The sequence below is a fragment of the Streptomyces tremellae genome (genome assembly GCF_039540215.1).
Lineage (GTDB): Bacteria > Actinomycetota > Actinomycetes > Streptomycetales > Streptomycetaceae > Streptomyces > Streptomyces tremellae.
Map to the genome: position 1 here is coordinate 121,921 of NZ_BAABEP010000010.1, position 18,757 is coordinate 140,677.

At 74.2% G+C, this 18,757-nt stretch carries 12 protein-coding genes and 1 pseudogene; 8 read left to right on the forward strand and 5 right to left on the reverse strand.

From position 1 onward, the window contains the following. Window positions 1–33: 33 nt before the first annotated feature. Window positions 34–920: pseudogene (locus tag ABEA77_RS10680) on the reverse strand (DUF72 domain-containing protein). 264 nt (window positions 921–1,184) lie between these two features. Here ABEA77_RS10680 and ABEA77_RS10685 point away from each other — a divergent pair. Then, window positions 1,185–1,970 (forward strand): VOC family protein, encoded by a 786-nt coding sequence (locus tag ABEA77_RS10685; RefSeq protein WP_345644518.1) that lies wholly within the window; start codon window positions 1,185–1,187, stop codon window positions 1,968–1,970. Between the two features lie 528 nt (window positions 1,971–2,498). On the opposite strand, the gene ABEA77_RS10690 is transcribed toward ABEA77_RS10685, so the two are convergent. Further along, entirely contained in the window at window positions 2,499–3,422 is a 924-nt protein-coding gene (locus ABEA77_RS10690; RefSeq protein ID WP_345644521.1) for a metal-dependent hydrolase, read from the reverse strand. Continuing rightward, the gene (locus tag ABEA77_RS10695) at window positions 3,419–5,359 is read right to left on the reverse strand and encodes an SDR family oxidoreductase (protein WP_345644523.1); all 1,941 of its coding nucleotides are present in this window, start codon (window positions 5,357–5,359) and stop codon (window positions 3,419–3,421) included. Before ABEA77_RS10695 ends, ABEA77_RS10690 begins: the two co-directional genes overlap by 4 nt. Before the next feature lie 533 nt (window positions 5,360–5,892). Here ABEA77_RS10695 and ABEA77_RS10700 point away from each other — a divergent pair. The 6 genes from ABEA77_RS10700 (at window position 5,893) to ABEA77_RS10725 (ending at window position 13,241) form a co-directional block, all read left to right on the forward strand. Next, window positions 5,893–6,843 (forward strand): ABC transporter ATP-binding protein, encoded by a 951-nt coding sequence (locus ABEA77_RS10700; protein ID WP_345644594.1) that lies wholly within the window; start codon window positions 5,893–5,895, stop codon window positions 6,841–6,843. Further along, window positions 6,840–7,763, forward strand: coding sequence for an ABC transporter permease (locus ABEA77_RS10705; protein ID WP_345644525.1), 924 nt, complete (start codon window positions 6,840–6,842; stop codon window positions 7,761–7,763). Before ABEA77_RS10700 ends, ABEA77_RS10705 begins: the two co-directional genes overlap by 4 nt. Beyond that, entirely contained in the window at window positions 7,760–8,671 is a 912-nt protein-coding gene (locus tag ABEA77_RS10710; RefSeq protein WP_345644528.1) for an ABC transporter ATP-binding protein, read from the forward strand. The genes ABEA77_RS10705 and ABEA77_RS10710 overlap by 4 nt, the downstream gene beginning before the upstream one ends. An 18-nt stretch (window positions 8,672–8,689) precedes the next feature. Then, window positions 8,690–9,409, forward strand: coding sequence for an ABC transporter permease (locus tag ABEA77_RS10715; RefSeq protein ID WP_345644531.1), 720 nt, complete (start codon window positions 8,690–8,692; stop codon window positions 9,407–9,409). Between the two features lie 282 nt (window positions 9,410–9,691). After that, window positions 9,692–10,288, forward strand: coding sequence for a dihydrofolate reductase family protein (locus ABEA77_RS10720; RefSeq protein WP_345644533.1), 597 nt, complete (start codon window positions 9,692–9,694; stop codon window positions 10,286–10,288). Window positions 10,289–10,568: 280 nt separating this feature from the next. Beyond that, window positions 10,569–13,241, forward strand: coding sequence for a glycoside hydrolase family 78 protein (locus ABEA77_RS10725; protein WP_345644536.1), 2,673 nt, complete (start codon window positions 10,569–10,571; stop codon window positions 13,239–13,241). A 25-nt stretch (window positions 13,242–13,266) separates the two neighbouring features. Here the strand turns inward: ABEA77_RS10725 and ABEA77_RS10730 are convergent, their stop codons facing one another. Further along, entirely contained in the window at window positions 13,267–15,594 is a 2,328-nt protein-coding gene (locus ABEA77_RS10730; RefSeq protein ID WP_345644539.1) for an ATP-binding SpoIIE family protein phosphatase, read from the reverse strand. Window positions 15,595–15,833: 239 nt separating this feature from the next. On the opposite strand from ABEA77_RS10730, the gene aspS reads away from it, so the two are divergent. After that, window positions 15,834–17,597, forward strand: coding sequence for an aspartate--tRNA ligase (gene aspS / locus ABEA77_RS10735; RefSeq protein ID WP_345644541.1), 1,764 nt, complete (start codon window positions 15,834–15,836; stop codon window positions 17,595–17,597). A 122-nt stretch (window positions 17,598–17,719) separates the two neighbouring features. Here the strand turns inward: aspS and ABEA77_RS10740 are convergent, their stop codons facing one another. Further along, the gene (locus ABEA77_RS10740; RefSeq protein WP_345644544.1) at window positions 17,720–18,673 is read right to left on the reverse strand and encodes a pirin family protein; all 954 of its coding nucleotides are present in this window, start codon (window positions 18,671–18,673) and stop codon (window positions 17,720–17,722) included. Window positions 18,674–18,757: the final 84 nt, after the last annotated feature.

Here is an 18,757-nt window from a genome sequence, read left to right on the forward strand (position 1 = left end):
CGACGATACGGGGGCGTTCGGGCGGGCCGGGCGTCAGGACGGTGCCGGGGGTGGGGCGTCCAGGAGGGCCCGCAGGGAGGCGGCGGCGCGGACCGCGGCGTCGCCGCAGCAGTTGTCGAAGAGGGCGTGGACCTCGCGCGCCTGTTCCGCGGACGCGCGGACGCGGGGGATCCACTCGGCGAGTTCGTCGCGTGTGGAGGCGTGGCGGAACCTGTCCTTCTTGCAGCCGGTCCCCCACGCCTCGCTGCGGCCGTGGAAGCGCACCACCGCGAGGCGCGGCGAGGTGACCGGCAGGGCGGGCGGTACGGAGGACTCCAGCGTCTGCGCCATGTCGACGGCCACGGCAGCCATCCCGCCGTCCGCGAGCAGCGCCGCCGTCTCCGCCGCGCGGTCCTGCCGTCACCAGCCTGGGTGCCGGAACTCCACGGCCATGGGCCAGCCGGCTGCCCGCTCCCTGCACCGGTGCAGGAACGCGGTGGCCGCGGGGCCGGGGGCGAGCCGCCGGGGGAACTGGAACAGCAGCGTCCCCAGCCGACCGGCCGCGCGCAGCGGTTCGAGCGCGCCGCTGAAGCGGTCCCACACGTCGTCGAGCAGACCGGGGTCGACGCCGTCCGTGCCCCGCCGCGCGGGCAGCGTGGCGCGCAGGTCGGCGGGGAGCGCGGCCTGACGGGTCGGGTGGCCGGTGAGCAGGGAGAACGCCTTCCCTCGAAGCGGAAGTCCGCGGGGGTGCGCTCGTCCCACAGCAGGCTGTTGCGGGTGCTCGGCAGGCCGTAGTACGTGGCGTCCACCTCGACGACGGGAAAGACGGCGGCGTAGTGGCGCAGCCTGCCCGCCGCGTCCCGGCTGCCCGGCGGGTACCAGCCCCCGGGCACCAGCTCCCTGTCCGTCCACGAGCACGTGCCGACCCTGATCCTTCCCATGCCGTCCGTTCCTTTCCCGTGCCGTCCGTTCCTCCCTGTGCCGTCCGCGTGCCCAGCGCGGCGCCCTCGTCCACGTGGTCCCTGTGCGCGGGACGACGCGTACGGGTGCGCGGGACGACGCGTACGGAGCCGCCGTCGGCGCCGGGGCCGTGCCCGCGCCGTACTGGTTGCGGGGGCGGCGGGTGCGGGGGAGGGTGGAAGTGCGGTGCGCGACGCGGTGTGCCGCGGTCTTGACCGGGGCGGACACCCGCATGGAGGCGGCAGATGCCTGAAGTCACCGACCCCTACCAGCCGGGGACGCCGTGCTGGATCGACCTCGTGGTGCCCGACCAGCAGGCGGCGCTCGACTTCTACCGCGACCTGTTCGGCTGGCAGGGCGAGGTGGGCCCGGAGGAGTACGGCGGATACTCGGTGTGCACCCAGCGCGGCAGGCCGGTCGCCGGGATCATGCGGGCCATGTCAGGGGGCGGCGAGCCGCCCCCGCCGCCTACCTGGACGACGTACTTCGCGAGCGCCGACATCGGCAGCACGGAGAGCCGGGTCGTGGACGAGGGCGGGGCGCTCCTGGTGCCGCCGATGCAGGTGGGCGAGCTGGGCTGGATGATGGTCGGCGCGGATCCGCAGGGCGCGGTGTTCGGCCTCTGGCAGGCCGAGGGGTTCCCTGGTGCGGGCATCGTCAACGAGCACGGTGCGCTGATCTGGAACCAGCTCATCACCACGGATATCCAGGGCGCGGGCGAGTTCTACCGGGCGCTGGGGCTCACGTGCGAGCCGATGCCGGGGATGCCCGGCTTCACGGGGTTCCAGGTCAAGGGCCGTGTGATCGGCGGGGTCCAGGACATGCACAACATGCCGGAGGGCACGCCCCCGCACTGGCTCGTGCACTTCGCGGTGGACGACGTCGACAGCACGGTCGACGCGGTGGTGCGTGCGGGCGGCACGCTGCGGGTGCCGGCGTTCGACCTGGACAAGGTCGGCAGGCTCGCCGTGGTGGAGGACCCGCAGCACGCGCTGTTCGCGCTGGTGGCGCCGGTGGGGCAGAGGGCCTGAGGCCGCCGGGAGGGCGGTCCGGCGGTGACCGCCCGCCGGGCCGGGGCGGGCCCGCGGCCGTCCGCCGGCCAGGGCGAGTCTGCCCGTGGCCGTCTGCCCGTCTGCCCGTCTGCCCGTCAGCGGAAGCGCAGGCAGCGGGGTGGTACGGCCGCCGTGAGTTGGACGCCGTTGGGCGTGCGGTGGGAGGTGGGCTCTGCCGCGTGCAGGGCGAGCGCGTCGACCCCGGGACGACCTGACGCCCGCGGCGGACGCCGACCCGGGCCGCCTCGCGGTTCCTTTTCCGTCCAGGGCGCCGGCGTGCCGCTGTTCCGTGGACGCCGGCGCTTGCTTTTCAGGTGTTCACAAAAGTGTGGGCAGGAAAGAGGTTTGATCCACAGTCAAAGCGCGTTATCCACAGGGTTCTTGGCGTGCCTGTGGATAACCGGCCGGGATGTCGGTGGATTTGAGAAACTGGGGTGGTACGGAAACCTCTTGGGGATTCGGGGGCAAGAGTCGTGCGGGACAAGTGCGTTCGCCAACGCGTGTTCACTACACCTCGGGTGAGGCCAAGTCAGGGATCCCTCTGTGCACGGGGGTACGGGAGAGATAGCGCAGGGCCGCCGCCGTCGAGCCCTCCTGGGAGGGGTGGTACGAGTGGCGGAAGTAGCGCGGTACCGCGGCCCCGAGGAGCCTCCATGACGGCAACAGTCCCTTTCTTATGGCCCTGTTGTGGCCGGAAAGGGAGTATGCCGAGCGGCCCTGCGGGAGTTCGGGGTCGCCGTCGAGCAGATGGGCCGTGCCGCGGATCCAGAACCACAGCAGTACGGGCACGGTGACGCACATGGTGCCCGCCCTGCGCACGTATCTGAGGGGCTCCCCGCCCCCGCAGTGCTCGTACATGTCGAAGGCCACGGAGCGGTGTTCGACCTCCTCGGCCCCGTGCCAGCGGAGCAGGTCGAGCATGACCGGGTCGGCTCCCGCGCGGTCGAGGCCCTCGGCCGCGAGCACCCAGTCGCCGAGCACGGCGGTGAACTGCTCGATGGCCGCGACGAACGCCAACCGGTACAGGATCCAGCGGCTCTTGGGCAGCGGCACCCACCATGGCGGGGTCTCGCCGAGCAGCCGCTCGAAGAGGCCGTCGACCCGCGAGGTGAAGGCGGAGGTGTCCAGGTGCCGCGCGCCCAAGTGGTCGAGCGCCTGGGCGTGCTGGACGCTGTGGGTGGCCTCCTGTCCCATGAAGCCCTTCACCCGGGCCAGCAGCTCCGGGTCCCGAACACGGGGCAGCGCCTCCCTGAAGACCCGCACGAACCAGCGTTCCCCCGCGGGCAGCAACAGGTGGAGGACGTTGACCACATGGGAGGCCAGGGGCTCGCCGGGTATCCAGTGCGGGGGCGTGCCGCGCCAGTCGAAGGCGACCTTCCGCGGGGCGAGGGGGCGGTGGTCTGGGCCCCCGGCCGGTGCGCCGCCCGTCACAGGGGCGGCTCCGTCCGCGCGATCGCGGCCCGCGCGCCGCGGGACAGCCGGGCGAGCGCGCGCAGCCCGTGCGCCTCCGGGGTGACGGGCACGACGGCCTCGTTCCGCACGACGGCGCGCAGGACGGCCTCGGCGACGCGCTCCGGCGGATAGCCGCGCAGCCCGTAGAGCCGGGTGGCCAGGCGCCTGCGGCGCTCCTCCTCCTCCGCGCTCACCCCGGTGAAGCGCGCGGTGGCGGTGATGCCGGTGCTGACGAACCCCGGGCAGACGGCCGTCACACCGATCCCCCGCCCGGCGAGCTCCGCCCGCAGGCACTCGCTGAGCATCAGCACGGCCGCCTTGGAGGTGGCGTACGCGGGGAGGGCGCGCGAGGGCTGGAAGGCCGCGGCGGACGCGGTGTTGACGATGTGGCCGCCCTGCCCGCGGTCGGCCATGAGCCGGCCGATCAGCCGGCAGCCGTGGATCACGCCCCACAGGTTGGTGTCGAGGACCGTGCGCCAGTCCTCGGCGGTGGTGTCGAGAAAGGAGCCCGACAGGCCGACACCCGCGTTGTTGACGAGGACGTCGGGCACGCCGCGGTCGCTCGCGAGCCGGGCCGCGAACTGCTCCATGGCCTGCTCGTCGCCGACGTCGACCGCCTCGGACCACGCCTCGCGGGCGCCCGCGAGGCGGGCCTCGCGGGCGGTGCGGGCGGCGCCCTCGCCGTCGATGTCGACGGCGAGGACACGGGCGCCGGCCCGTGCGAACGCCAGCGCGGTGGCCCGGCCGATGCCGCTCGCCGCGCCGGTCACGAGGACGAGCCGGCCGGCGAAGTGGGCCGCGGCGGCGGCCTGCCGCCCTGCGGGCCACCGCTCGACGCGCCCGCCGTCCGGGCCTGCGGCCTCCCGGTCCGCTCCCTGCGGGTCCGCGCCCTCGTCGGTGCCGTGGGGGGCTGTGGGCTTCCCTGCGGGGGCGGTCAGGGGGCCGGAGCGCTCGGGGGACTCGTGGTCCGTGACGAAGTCGGCGATCCAGGTGGCGACTTGGTCGGGGCGGGTGCGGGGGAGCCAGTGTCCGGCCCGTACGGTCCTGCGGGTCAGGCGGGGGACCCAGCGGTCCAGGTCGTCGTAGAGCGCCGGCGAGAGGTACGGGTCGCCTGTGGGCATGACGAGCTGGACCGGGACGTGGGCGTGGGCGTCGGGGCGCGGGTGGCGCACGCGGGCGCGCACGTTGTCGCGGTAGAGCCAGGCGCCGTTGGCGGCGTCCTCGGGGAGGGTCGGCGCCGGATATGCGCCGTCCTCGTCCGCGGTGTCCTTGGCGGTGCCGTCGTCGCCGGCGGTGCCGCTCGGGGGCAGGTGTTCGGCGCGGCGCAGCAGGGCGGGCCAGCGGCGGCCGAGGGGGCCGCGCCAGGCGAGTTCGGGGAGGGCGGGGGTGTGCAGCGCGTAGACGTACCAGGACCTGGCGCCCTGGGAGAGGAGGCGGGCGGCGGCCCGGGGCGTGCGTTCCGCGGCGCGGTCCCGCAGCCAGTGCCCGAGGTGGTCGAGGCTGGGGCCCGAGAGGGAGGTGAAGGACGCGACGCGGCCCCGGGTCCGCCCGCTCGTGGCGAACTCCCAGCCCTGCACCGACCCCCAGTCGTGGCCCACGAGGTGCACGGGCCGGTCCGGGCTGACCGCGTCCGCCACGGCGAGGAAGTCGTCGGTGAGGCGGTCGAGGGTGAAGCCGCCGCGCAGCGGGTGCGGTGCGGCGGAGTGGCCGTGTCCGCGCACGTCGTAGAGGACGACGTGGAAGCGGGGCGCGAGGCGCCTGGCCACCGGCGTCCACACCTCCTTGCTGTCGGGATAGCCGTGGACGAGGAGGACGGTGGGGCGGTCGGGGCCTGGCGAGCCGTACTCCGCCACGTCGAGGGTGAGCCGGCCGGTGGCGACCGTCCGGCGGGTGGGCCGCGGGCTGCTGGTGGTCATGGTGTGGCGTTCGCCTCCAGGGTTGCGCTACGCGCAGGTAGCCTCACGCGGCAGCCCGGGAGCGTCAAGAGCCGGACCAGGACCCGGTCGCGCCGAGCGCCCGCCCGCGTCCGGCTGCGCGCTGCCCCCGCCCGGCTGCGCAGCGCCCGCGTCCTCGGCGCTTCCGTGCCCGGGGCCCCACCCGGGGCCCGCATCGGGGGCCCCGGCACCCTGGCCCCGCCCTCGGGGCCCCCTCCGCAGCCGGGGCCCCGCACCGGTGCCTCCGCGCCCTGCGCTCTCCGCGCCCTGCGCTCTCCGCGCTTGGCGCACCCGCGCCCGGGGCCCCCGCCCTCGGCGCTTCCGCGCCCGGGCCCCCACCGGGCGCCCCCGCGCCCGCGGCCCCGGGGCCCCGCATCCTGCTCCCCCGAGTGCTTATGTCCCCCTTATGGGTCGGGCGGGGACCGGAGCGTACGACCCGAGGCTGATGCCGGGACAGGCGTCAGGGCTGACGACCGGGGCCCGGGTGCGCCCCTAGCGTCTGTGAGGTGACTGCTGTGATTGCGACCGAAGGTCTGAGCAAACGGTTCCCGCGGGTGACCGCGCTGGACCGGCTCACCCTGGACATCGGGGCCGGGGTGACCGGGCTCGTCGGCGCCAACGGCGCCGGCAAGTCCACGATGATCAAGATCCTCCTCGGCCTCTCGCCCGCGACGGAGGGCCGCGCCGCCGTGCTCGGCCTCGACGTGTCGACCAGCGGGGCCGCCATCCGCGAGCGGGTCGGCTACATGCCGGAGCACGACTGCCTGCCGCCCGACGTGTCGGCGACCGAGTTCGTCGTCCACATGGCGCGGATGTCGGGGCTGCCGCCCACCGCCGCGCGCGAGCGCACGGCGGACACGCTGCGCCACGTCGGCCTGTACGAGGAGCGCTACCGCCCCATGGGCGGCTACTCGACGGGCATGAAGCAGCGCGTCAAGCTCGCGCAGGCCCTGGTGCACGACCCGCAGCTCGTGCTGCTCGACGAGCCGACGAACGGCCTCGACCCCGTCGGCAGGGACGACATGCTCGGGCTGATCCGCCGCGTCCACACGGACTTCGGGATCTCCGTGCTCGTCACGTCGCACCTGCTGGGCGAGTTGGAGCGCACCTGCGACCACGTCGTCGTCATCGACGGCGGCAAGCTGCTGCGCTCCAGCTCCACCAGTGACTTCACCCAGACGACCACGACGCTCGCCGTCGAGGTCACCGACTCGGACGCGCACCCCGACGGCACAGGCGCCCTGCGGGACGCGCTGGCTGCCGCGGGCGTGACGCTGCTCGCCGCGGGCGAGCCGGGGCTGCCGGGCGCCGGGCACATCCTGCTCGTCGAGGCGGCAGGACCCGACACCCACGACATCGTGCGGGACGCGGTCGCCGACCTCGGTCTCGGCCTGGTCCGCATGGAGCAGCGGCGCCACCACATCGCCGAGGTCTTCCGGCAGCAGAAGGAGGGAGTCACCGCATGACCACCCCAAGCGGCACGGTCCCGCCGCCCGGCGGCCCCGGCGGCCGGGACGCGACCCGCATCCACAACATCGGCTACCGCGCCTACGACGGCCCGCGCCTCGGCCGCTCGTACGCCCGCAGGTCCCTCTACACGCAGTCGCTGCGCGGCGCGTTCGGCCTCGGCAGGTCCGGCAGGTCGAAGGTGCTGCCGATGGTCCTGTTCGCCGTGATGTGCCTGCCCGCGGCGCTGATCGTCGCGGTCGCGGTGGTGACGCACGCCAAGAGCCTGCCGGTCGCCTACACCCGCTACGCGATCCTGCTCCAGGCCGTCATCGGGTTGTTCCTGGCCGCGCAGGCGCCTCAGTCGGTCTCGCGCGACCTGCGCTTCCGCACGGTTCCGCTGTACTTCTCGCGCCCCATCGAGCGCCGCGACTACGTGCTCGCGAAGTTCGGCGCGATGAGCAGCGCCCTGTTCGTGCTGACCGGTGCGCCCGTCGTGATCCTGTACATCGGCGCGCTGCTCGCGAAGCTGGACTTCGTCGACCAGACCAAGGGGTTCGGCCAGGGCCTCGTCTCGGTGGCCCTGCTCTCGCTGCTGTTCGGCGGCATCGGCCTGGTGCTCGCGGCGCTCACCCCGCGGCGCGGTTTCGGCGTCGCCGCGGTGATCGCGACGCTCGTCATCTCGTACGGCGCGGTGTCCACGCTGCAGGCCATCCTCTGGACGGGGCAGGGGAGTTCGGCCGTCGACTGGATCGGCCTCTTCTCGCCCATCACCCTCGTCGACGGCCTCCAGACCGCGTTCCTCGGTGCGCACACGTCGTTCCCCGGCGGTTCGGGGCCCGGCGCCGGGCTCGGCGTGGTCTATCTGCTCGTGCTCCTCGGCCTCGTCGCCGGTTCCTACGGAGTCCTCATGCGCCGCTACGGGAAGGTCGGGCTGTGACCACGATCGAGATCGACCACGCCTCCCGCTGGTTCGGGAACGTCGTCGCCGTCAACGACGTCACGATGACGATCGGCCCCGGCGTCACCGGGCTCCTCGGCCCCAACGGCGCGGGCAAGTCCACCCTGATCAACATGATGGGCGGCTTCCTCGCCCCCTCGACCGGCGCCGTCACCCTGGACGGCCGGCCGATCTGGCGCGACGAGCAGGCGTACCGGCAGCTCGGGATCGTGCCCGAGCGCGAGGCCATGTACGACTTCCTCACCGGGCTGGAATTCGTCGTCGCCAACGCGGAGTTGCACGGCCTCGGCAAGCGCGAGGCGCGCGCCGCGCTGGCCACGGTCGAGATGGAGTACGCGCAGGACCGCGCCATCTCCACGTACAGCAAGGGCATGCGGCAGCGGGTGAAGATGGCGTCCGCGCTGGTGCACGACCCCTCGGTGCTGCTGCTCGACGAGCCGTTCAACGGCATGGACCCGCGCCAGCGCATGCAGCTCATGGAGCTGCTGCGGCGGATGGGGGAGCAGGGCCGCACGGTGCTGTTCTCCTCGCACATCCTCGAAGAGGTCGAGCAGCTCGCCTCGCACATCGAGGTGATCGTGGCCGGACGGCACGCGGCGAGCGGCGACTTCCGCCGCATCAGGCGGCTGATGACGGACCGGCCGCACCGCTACCTGGTGCGCTCCAGCGACGACAGGGCGCTCGCCGCCGCGCTCATCGCGGATCCGTCGACCGCCGGGATCGAGGTGGACCTCGCCGAGGGCGCGCTGCGCGTGCAGGCCGTCGACTTCGGGCGGTTCACCACGCTGCTCCCGCGGGTCGCACGCGCGCACTCGATCCGGCTGCTGACGGTGTCGCCGTCCGACGAGTCGCTGGAATCCGTCTTCTCGTACCTCGTCACCGCCTGAAGGAGCGTGCACGCCACCATGTACAACCCCACCGTCGCGCGGCTCACCTACCGCGCCCTGCTGGGCAGGCGCCGGGCGGCGATCCTCTTCCTGCTGCCCGCCCTGCTGATCGTCATCTCGCTGGCCGTGCGGCTGGTGCGCGGCGCCGACGACGGGACCGCCTCCGACCTGCTCGGCGGTTTCGCCATCGCCACGATGGTGCCGCTGATCGGCGTCATCGCGGGCACCGGCGCGATCGGCCCGGAGATCGACGACGGCTCGATCGTCTACCTGCTGTCGAAGCCGGTGAAGCGGCCCACGATCATCCTCACGAAGCTGACCGTGGCGATCGCCGTGACGATGGCGTTCTCCGCGATCCCGACGCTGATCGCCGGGTTCATCCTCAACGGCAACGGCGGGCAGATCGCCGTCGCCTACACCGTCGCGGCGCTGGTCGCGTCGATCGCGTACAGCGCCCTGTTCCTGCTGCTCGGCACGGTCAGCAGGCACGCGGTCGTCATCGGCCTGGTGTACGCGCTGGTGTGGGAGGCGCTGTTCGGCAGCCTGGTGCCGGGCGCGCGGACGCTCAGCGTGCAGCAGTGGGCGCTGGCGCTCGCGCAGCGGGTCGCGGGTGAGGACGCCGTCTCGTCGGACGTGGGCCTGCCCGCGGCGGTCGTGCTGCTCGTCGTGATCACCGGCCTCGCCACCTGGTACGCCGGGCGCAGGCTGCGGTCGCTGACGCCGACGGGCGAGGAGTAGCCGGCGCGGACGGCGGCCGCGCGGGGGAGCAGCCGGCACGGCGCCCGACCGCACGGGGAGCGGCCCGCACGGCGCGGGAACGCGAACGGCGGCCCACCGGTACCGGGGCCGGTTCGAGCGGCGGTAAGCGGGTCCGGTGGTACGCACGTGCGGCCGTGCCGTGCGGAACGCGCTCGGAAAGTGGTACGCACGTGCGGCCGTGCCGTGCGGAACGCGCTCGGAAGACCGCCCGGAAGGCGGCGCTCCCAGCCCGGCCCCGGGCCGGGCTGGTACTCACGGACGATGAGCGACATCGTCCTCTTCCCGTCCGTCTGTCCGTGTCCCTGGACGGGTTCTTTCGAGGGGCCCGGCGGCGACATCGGCCGGCACCGGGTCGACGACGAACTCCGCCAGCGCTTCGACGACCGCCTGCGCACCATGGGCGGCTTCCACGAAGGCCGCGTCACCCATGAGCTGATGGCGGCCTCCTGGCCGACCGCGGACGCCGACCGGGCGGCCTCGGGGCCCACGGCCGAGTCCGCCGGGATCTGGCGGTCGATGCCGAAGACCGTGTACTCGCGCACGCTCCCGCCGGGCGCCGCCCCCCGGAACACGACCGTCGTGCCGGAGGCCGTCGCGGCTGACGTGCGCGCCCGCAGGGCCCGGGGCGGAGGCGACCTCGCGCTCGGCGGCGCGGACCTCGCCGGCACGTTCCTGCGGCACGGCCTGGTCGACGGGTTCAGGATCTACGCGCACCCCGTCCTCGTCGGGGGCGGCACCAGGCTCTTCCCGGAGGCGGGCGCGGACCGCGCGGCCGGGCTGCGGCTGGTGGAGACCCGCGCGTTCGGCGACGGGGCCGTCCCCCTGAACCACCGGCTGGAGCGGGAAGGCGACCGGTAGCCGGCCCCGGGCCCGGCGGGCCGGCCGCCCCGCGCGCTACCTCTGGGCGGCCAGGGCCCCCTTCACGAACCGGCCCCCGCCCGCGTCCGCCGTGCGGTGCCCGGTCTGGGTGAGCAGCAGGTTGTTGGGAGCGCGCACCGGCGGTCGTGAGCCGCGCAGCGGAGTGGACGGGCCGCCGCGCGGCCGTGGCGCACTTCCCCGCCCGCTCCGTTCTCGGCACGATCTGAGCGGGGCCCGCGCCGGGCCCGTACGGCACCACGACCGACATCAGGAGGGCCCGGTGGCTCCCACCGTCCTTGACGCGCCGCGCGCCGAGCACCACCCGGGGGACCGGATCGGGATCGGGGAGCCGCGGCCCCGGCTGTCGTGGACGGTCCGCGACGCGCCGTACGGCTGGCGGCAGGGCGCGTACGAGGTGCGGCTCGACGTGGAGGGACCCGGTGGGCCGGGCGACGCGGCTCCGGTGTGGTTGAGCGGCCGGATCGAGGGCGGGGACTCGGTGCTCGTGCCCTGGCCCGCGCCGCCGCTCGCCTCCCGGGACCGCCGCGCGGTGCGCGTACGGGTGTGGGGCGCCGACGCGCCGGGCGACGGGCCCTCGCCGTGGAGCCCGCCGCTGACCGTGGAGGCCGGGCTGCTCTCCCCCGCCGACTGGACGGCGCGGATGGCCGGCCCCGACGCCGGACGCGACCCGGCGGCCCCGGAGCGCACGGCGCTGCTGCGCGGCGCGTTCGAGCTGCCCGCGCCACCCGCGTACGCCCGGCTCTACGCGACGGCGCGCGGTCTGTACGAGCTGGAGCTGAACGGCGCCCGCGTCGGCGACGACGTGCTCGCGCCCGGCTGGACCAGCTACCGCAGGCGGCTGCGCTACCAGACGTACGACGTCACGGAGCTGCTGCGGGCAGGGCCCAATGTGCTCGGCGCGCGCCTCGCGGACGGCTGGTTCCGCGGCCGGATCGGCTACGGCGGCGGCACCCGCGACGTGTACGGCGACCGCACGGGCCTGCTCGCCCAGCTCGAAGCGGTCTGCGCGGACGGCACCGCGGTCCGCTTCCGCACCGGCGGGGACTGGCGCTGGGCGCCGGGACCCGAGCCCCGGGCGAGCCTGTACGACGGGGAGCACCACGACGCCCGCCTGGAGCCGCCCGGCTGGTCGCGCCCGGGGGAAGGGGAGCCTCAGGAGGCGGGGGCGGCGCCCTGCGGGCCACCGGACGCCGGGGGCTGGCGGCCCGTGCGGGTCGCGGAGGACTTCGACCCCCGGACGCTGTGCGCGCCCGCCGGGCCCGCCGTGCGGCACACGCAGGACGTCGCGCCCGTCGCCGTCTCCGTCTCCCCCTCGGGCCGCACCGTCCTCGACTTCGGGCAGAACCTCGTGGGCCGGCTCAGGCTGCGGCTGCGCGGGGGCCGCGCGGCGCGCGGCAGCGCCGTGACGGTGCGGCACGCGGAGGTGCTCCAGGGCGGCGAGCTGTGCACCAGGCCGCTGCGGCAGGCCGAGGCCACCGACCGGTATGTGCTCGCGGGCCGGGCCGAGGAGGTCTGGGAGCCCCGGTTCACCTTCCACGGGTTCCGGTACGCGGAGGTCGACGGCTGGCCCGGCGCGCTCGATCCGGCGGACGTGACGGCCCGGGTGATCGGCAGCGACCTGCGGCGCACCGGCTGGTTCTGCTGCTCGGACGAGGATGTGAACCGGCTGCACGAGAACGTGGTGTGGAGCATGCGCGGCAACTTCGTCGACGTGCCCACCGACTGCCCGCAGCGCGACGAGCGGCTCGGCTGGACCGGCGACATCCAGGTGTTCACGCCCACGGCGGCGTTCCTGTACGACTGCTCGGGGATGCTCGCGTCCTGGCTCGCCGACCTGGCGGCCGACCAGGCCGCCAACTACCCGGACGGCACCGTGCCGCTGGTCGTCCCGGAGATCCCCACGCCCGAGTGGCTGCCCGCCTGGCCCATGGCGGTGTGGGGCGACGCGGCGGTGCTGATGCCCTGGGAGCTGTACCGGGCGTACGGCGACGAGGGCCTGCTGCGCGACCGGTACGCGAGCGCGCGCGCCTGGGTCGACCGGGTGCTCGCCGGCGGCACGGACGGCTCCACCGGGCGCCAGCTCGGGGACTGGCTGGACCCGGCGGCGCCGCCCGACGACCCGTGGGCGGCCCGCACCGACGCGGGCCTCGTCGCGGCGGCGTACGCGGCGCGCTCCGCGCAGGTGCTCGCGGACACCGCCGGCGTCCTCGGGGAGCACGCGGACGCGGAGCGCTACCGCGCGGCGGCTGCGGGGGCGCGTGGACGCTTCACCGAGCGGTACACCACCGGCGAAGGCAGGCTGACCAGCGACTGCCAGACCGCGTACGCGCTCGCCCTCGTCTTCGACCTGCTCCCGAAGGACCTCGCGGAGCGCGCGGGCCGCCGCCTCGCCGAGCTGGTCGCGGCGGACGGCCACCACATCGCCACCGGCTTCGCGGGCACCCCGGTGATCTGCGAGGCGCTGACACGCGCCGGGGCGCTCGACGACGCCTACCGGCTGCTGCGGCAGCGGGAGTGCCCGTCCTGGCTCTACCCGGTGACCCGGGGCGCCACCACCGTCTGGGAGCGGTGGGACAGCCTGCTGCCCGACGGCACGGTCAACCCCGGCGAGATGACGTCGTTCAACCACTACGCGCTCGGCGCCGTCGCCGACTGGCTGCACACCCGCGTCGCCGGGCTGTCGCCCGCGGCCCCCGGCTGGCGGCGCATCCTGGTGGCCCCGTGCCCCGGCGGCGGCCTGACCTGGGCGCGGGCCCGCCACGAGACGCCGTACGGCACGGTGGAGATCCGATGGCGGCTGTCCGGCGCGCGCCGCCTGGAGACCGAGTTCACCGTCCCGCACGGCACCACGGCCGAGGTCCGCCTCCCGGGCCTCGCCCCCTACGAGGTCGTCCCCGGCACCCACCGCGCGGGCGTGGACCTGCCGGAGTGAGCGCGGGCGTGCGCTCCCGGCGGGCTCAGTCCCCCGGGGCGCCCTCGCCGGCCTCGTCGCTCTCGTCGCTCTCGTCGCTCTCGTCGCTCTCGCCGGCCTCGTCGGCCTCGTCGGCCTCGTCGGCCTCGTCGGCCTCGTCGGCCTCGTCGAGGCCGAACGCCGAGAGGTCGGGTTCCGCGCCGTCCGCGCCCTCGTGCAGCTCGAACCAGATCATCTTGCCGTCGCCGCGCGGGTCGACGCCCCACTCGTCCGCGAGCACCTCCATCAGCACCAGGCCCCGGCCGCTCGAAGCCATCTCGCCGGGGCTGCGGCGGTGCGGCAGCTCGTCGCTGGTGTCCGCGACCTCCACCCGCAGGGTGCGCCCGCCGGACTCGCCCGCGGTCTCCGCCGCCACCAGCGCGTCCCCGTCGGTGTGCACCAGCACGTTCGTGACCATCTCCGAGACCATCAGGACCGCGGAGTCGACCTGGTCCTCGTCCGGCCAGTCGTGCAGCAGCGCCCGCAGCTGGTGCCGAACGTCCGCGATGCGCTCCGGGTCCGCCTGCGCGACGGTGAGGGCCGCGCGGCGCGGCGCGAGGAAGCCGCCGCCGACCGGGGACGGGTCGCGGGAGAGCAGCACGAGCGCGATGTCGTCCTCCCTGCGCTCGGCGAGCGGGCCCGTCGTGTAGTGGGAGATCGGCCCGTGGACGGACTGGATCAGCGCGTCTGCCAGCTTCTCCAGGCCCTCCTTGTCCGCGCTGTCCGTGTGCTGCTCGATGATCGGCCGCAGCCGGTCCCAGCCGGTGAACATGTCGTGCCCGCCGGTCTCGATGAGGCCGTCCGTGCAGAGCATGATCACCTCGCCGTGGCCGAGCGTGAGCCGCGTCGTCGGGTAGTCGGAGTCGCTGTCGATGCCGAGCGGCAGGCCGCCCTGCGTCGGGCGGATGATCGCCGTGCCGTCGGCCATCCTGACCACCGGGTCGGGATGGCCGGCGCGGGCGATGTCGAGGGTGCCGGCGAGCGGGTCCACCTCCAGGTAGAGGCAGGTCGCGAAGCGCGGCCCCGCCTCCTCGTCCTCCTCCTCGTACGGCAGTCCGTCGCTGCCCACGATCGGGTGCTGCTGGAGCCCGGAGAGGAAGCGGGAGGCCCGTGACAGGACGGCGTCCGGCCTGTGCCCCTCGGCCGCGTACGCGCGCAGCGCGATCCGCAGCTGCCCCATCAGGCTCGCCGCGCGCACGTCGTGACCCTGCACGTCCCCGATGACCAGGGCGAACCGCCCCTCGCTCGCCGCGCCGGGCAGCGGGATCATGTCGTACCAGTCGCCGCCGATGACCAGGCCGCCGCCGGTCGGTACGTACCGCGCCGCCACCGACATCCCCGGCAGGTCGGGCGCGAGGCGCGGCATCATCGCCCGCTGGAGGCCCTGGGACAGCGCGCGCTCCGTCTCCGCCACCTCGGTGCGGGCCAGCGCCTGCGCCAGCATCCGCGCCACCGTCGTCAGCACGGAGCGCTCGTCGGGCGTGAACACCACCGGGTGCTTGAACGCCGCCATCCACGCGCCGATCGTGCGCCCCGCCACGACGAGGGGCAGATACGCCCAGGACGCGCGGTCCATCGGCCGCACGAAGGGCCAGATCTCCGGGTAGCGCCGCTCGTACTCCTCGGGCGAGGAGAGGTAGATGGCGCGGCCCGTGCGCATCACCTCGGCCGGCGCGTAGTTCCCGCCGAGGCCGAGGAACCTGTCGAACTCCTGCGGGGTCCGCATGTCCCCGTGGATCCCGATGATCTTGACCCGGTCGCCGACCGCGCTGAAGACGGCGAGCGCGTCGGGCGAGAAGCCGGGCATCGAAAGCGACGCGGTCACCCGCAGCACGTCCTCCGTGGAGTGCGCCTCCGCCAGGGCACGCCCCGCGTCCAGCAGGAACGCCTCGCGCGAGCGCCGCCAGTCGCCGGTGACGTACGTGCCGTCCACGGCGGTGCCTGGACGCGGCTCGACGACCTCCTGCACCGTGCCCACCAGGCGGTGCATCCTGCCGAGCCCGCCCGGGTCGGCCCGCGCGCCGTCCGCCGCGGTGTACCCGTACGGCTTCGAGCGTGACCTGAGGGTCCGCAGCACCCTGCCGTGCTCGTCCACGACGCGCAGCCGGATCTCCGCGAGGCTCTCCTCCGCGACGGCGAGGCCGACGATCCCGCCCATCTCGTTCCAGTCGACGGGGTGCACCCGGGCGCGAACGTCGGACACCGCGACGACGGCGGGCGCGGCCTCGAAGCCGAGCATCCGGGCCGCGTCGGCGTCGAGCGACACCGTGTGCGAGGCGGTGTCCCAGCGCCACAGCCCCGTCGCGATCGCCGACAGAACGTCCTCGGTGCGCATTTTTCCACTGTATGGACACGTTCCGCATCCCTGCCACCGAGCGTGCGCCGGGTGCCCGCCTGCACGGGGGGACTCCTCGGGAGGCCGGGGGAGGCGGGCCCGCGCCCCGGTCCCACCGCGGAATCGGCCGTGTGGGGGCCGCGCGCCGGAGGATAGAGTTGCGGGTGGCCGTCCGAACCGTGCCGGCCCGATGCCGTACGGTTCACCACCCCACCGATCCCAGGACTGGATGAACGACGATGCATCGGTACAGGTCCCACACCTGCGGCGAGCTCCGCGCCTCTGACGTCGGCACCGACGTCCGGCTGAGCGGCTGGCTGCACAATCGCCGAGACCTGGGCGGCATCCTCTTCATCGATCTGCGCGACCACTACGGTCTCGTGCAGCTGGTGGCGCGGCCAGGCACCCCGGCCGTCGAGGCGCTGTCGCACCTCACCAAGGAGACGGTCGTACGCATCGACGGCACGGTCTCGGCGCGCGGCGCGGAGAACGTCAACCCGGAGCTGCCGACCGGCGAGATCGAGATCGAGGTCTCCGAGGTCGAGGTGCTGGGCGCCGCGGCCCCGCTGCCCTTCACGATCAACACCGACGACGGCGTGGGCGAGGAGCGCCGCCTTGAGTACCGCTTCCTCGACCTGCGCCGCGAGCGCATGCACCGCAACATCATGCTGCGCACGGCCGTGATCTCCGCGATCCGGCACAAGATGACGGCGCTCGGCTTCAACGAGATGGCCACCCCGATCCTCACCGCGACGTCCCCCGAGGGCGCCCGCGACTTCGTGGTGCCGTCCCGGCTCAACCCCGGCAAGTTCTACGCGCTGCCGCAGGCGCCGCAGCAGTTCAAGCAGCTGCTGATGGTCTCGGGCTTCGACCGGTACTTCCAGATCGCGCCCTGCTTCCGCGACGAGGACGCCCGCGCGGACCGCTCGCCCGGCGAGTTCTACCAGCTCGACCTGGAGATGAGCTTCGTCGAGCAGGAGGACGTGTTCCAGCCGGTCGAGAAGCTGATGACCGAGCTGTTCACGGAGTTCGGGCAGGGCCGCGAGGTCACCTCGCCCTTCCCGCGCATCCCGTTCCGCGAGTCGATGCGCAAGTACGGCAACGACAAGCCCGACCTGCGCGCCAAGCTGGAGCTGCACGACATCTCGGACGTCTTCGCGTCCTCCGAGTTCAAGGCGTTCGCCGGCAAGCACGTCCGGGCGCTGCCGGTGCCCGACACGGCCGCCCAGCCGCGCAAGTTCTTCGACCAGCTCGGCGAGTACGCCGTCGAACAGGGCGCGAAGGGCCTCGCCTGGGTGCGCGTCGGCGACGAGGGCGCGCTGAGCGGCCCGGTCGCGAAGTTCCTCACCGAGGAGGACGTGAAGGTCCTCACCGAGCGCCTCGCGCTCGCCCCCGGCCACGCGGTCTTCTTCGGCGCGGGCGAGTACGACGAGGTCTCGAAGATCATGGGCGCGGTGCGCGTCGAGGCCGCGAAGCGCTCCGGCCACTTCGAGGAGGGCGTCTTCCGCTTCTGCTGGATCGTCGACTTCCCGATGTACGAGAAGGACGAGGAGACCGGCCGGGTCGACTTCTCGCACAACCCCTTCTCGATGCCCCAGGGGGGCCTTGAAGCGTTGGAGACGAAGGACCCGCTGGACATCCTCGCCTGGCAGTACGACATCGTCTGCAACGGCATCGAGCTGTCGTCCGGCGCGATCAGGAACCACGAGCCCGAGATCATGATCAAGGCGTTCGAGATCGCCGGGTACGAGCGCGACGACGTCGAGCGCGACTTCGCGGGCATGCTGCGCGCGCTCCGCTTCGGCGCCCCGCCGCACGGCGGCATCGCACCGGGCATCGACCGCATCGTGATGCTGCTCGCGGACGAGCCCAACATCCGCGAGACGATCGCCTTCCCGCTCAGCCAGAACGCGCAGGACCTGCTGATGGGCGCGCCGAGCGAGCTGACCGAGGCCCGGCTGCGCGAGCTGCACATCGCGCTGCGCAAGCCGCAGGGGAAGTAGCCGGCCCGCACGCCCGCACCCCCCCGGCATACGGCTCCGCCCCGCGACGGCGTTCGTCGCGGGGCGGAGCCGTATGCGGGCCCGGGGGTGCTCCCGGGCCCGGGGCCGGGTCGGACATGCGGTCAGACGTGCGGGACCGGCGCGGTGCCGAGGCGGCCCGCCTGGAAGTCCTCGAAGGCCTGCCGGAGTTCGGCCTGCGTGTTCATCACGAACGGCCCGTAGTGCGCCATCGGCTCGCGGATCGGCTGCCCGCCGAGCAGGACGACCTCCAGGTCGGGCGTGTGCGCGTCCTGCGTCTCGTCGGCGCGCACGGTCAGCGACGACCCCTTCCCGAAGACCGCGGTCTGGCCCGTGTGCACGGGGCGCCGGTCGGTGCCCGCGGTGCCGCGTCCCGCCAGTACGTACGCGAGGCCGTTGAAGTCCTCGCGCCACGGCAGCGTGATCTCGGCGCCGGGCCGCAGCGAGGCGTGGATCATGGTGATCGGGGTGTGGGTGATGCCGGGGCCCTGGTGGCCGTCGAGCTCGCCCGCGATCACCCGCAGCAGCGTGCCGCCGTCGGGCGAGGTGAGGAGCTGGACCTGGCCGCCGCGGATGTCCTGGTAGCGGGGGTTCATCATCTTGTCCTTGGCCGGCAGGTTCACCCACAGCTGGAGGCCGTGGAAGAGGCCGCCGGACACGACGAGTGACTCAGGCGGCGCCTCGATGTGCAGCAGCCCCGAGCCGGCCGTCATCCACTGGGTGTCCCCGTTGGTGATGGTGCCGCCGCCCCCGTTGGAGTCCTGGTGGTCGAAGACGCCGTCGATGATGTACGTGACGGTCTCGAAGCCGCGGTGCGGGTGCCAGGGGGTGCCCTTGGGCTCGCCGGGCGCGTACTCCACCTCGCCCATCTGGTCCATCATGATGAACGGGTCGAGGTACTGGTAGTTGATCCCCGCGAAGGCCCGGCGCACCGGGAAGCCCTCGCCCTCGAAGCCGCCTGGCGCCGTGGTGACGGCGAGGACGGGCCGGGCGACGGCGTCGGCGGGCGCGGTCACGCGCGGCAGGGTCAGCGGGTTTTCCACGGTCACAGCAGGCATGAGAGCCCTCCTCGGTTCGTCGCGCCCTAATTTAGTTGAAGCGTGAACATCCCGCAAGGGTGGCGGTATTCCGGGGCGGGCGGG

Coding starts and splice junctions, on each gene's coding strand:
- ABEA77_RS10730 (WP_345644539.1), bottom strand. CDS start 15,594: ATGCGCACCGAGGACGTTCTGTCGGCGATCGCGACGGGGCTGTGGCGC.
- ABEA77_RS10740 (WP_345644544.1), bottom strand. CDS start 18,673: ATGCCTGCTGTGACCGTGGAAAACCCGCTGACCCTGCCGCGCGTGACC.
- ABEA77_RS10685 (WP_345644518.1), top strand. CDS start 1,185: ATGCCTGAAGTCACCGACCCCTACCAGCCGGGGACGCCGTGCTGGATC.
- ABEA77_RS10715 (WP_345644531.1), top strand. CDS start 8,690: ATGTACAACCCCACCGTCGCGCGGCTCACCTACCGCGCCCTGCTGGGC.
- ABEA77_RS10720 (WP_345644533.1), top strand. CDS start 9,692: ATGAGCGACATCGTCCTCTTCCCGTCCGTCTGTCCGTGTCCCTGGACG.
- aspS (WP_345644541.1), top strand. CDS start 15,834: ATGCATCGGTACAGGTCCCACACCTGCGGCGAGCTCCGCGCCTCTGAC.
- ABEA77_RS10695 (WP_345644523.1), bottom strand. CDS start 5,359: ATGACCACCAGCAGCCCGCGGCCCACCCGCCGGACGGTCGCCACCGGC.
- ABEA77_RS10705 (WP_345644525.1), top strand. CDS start 6,840: ATGACCACCCCAAGCGGCACGGTCCCGCCGCCCGGCGGCCCCGGCGGC.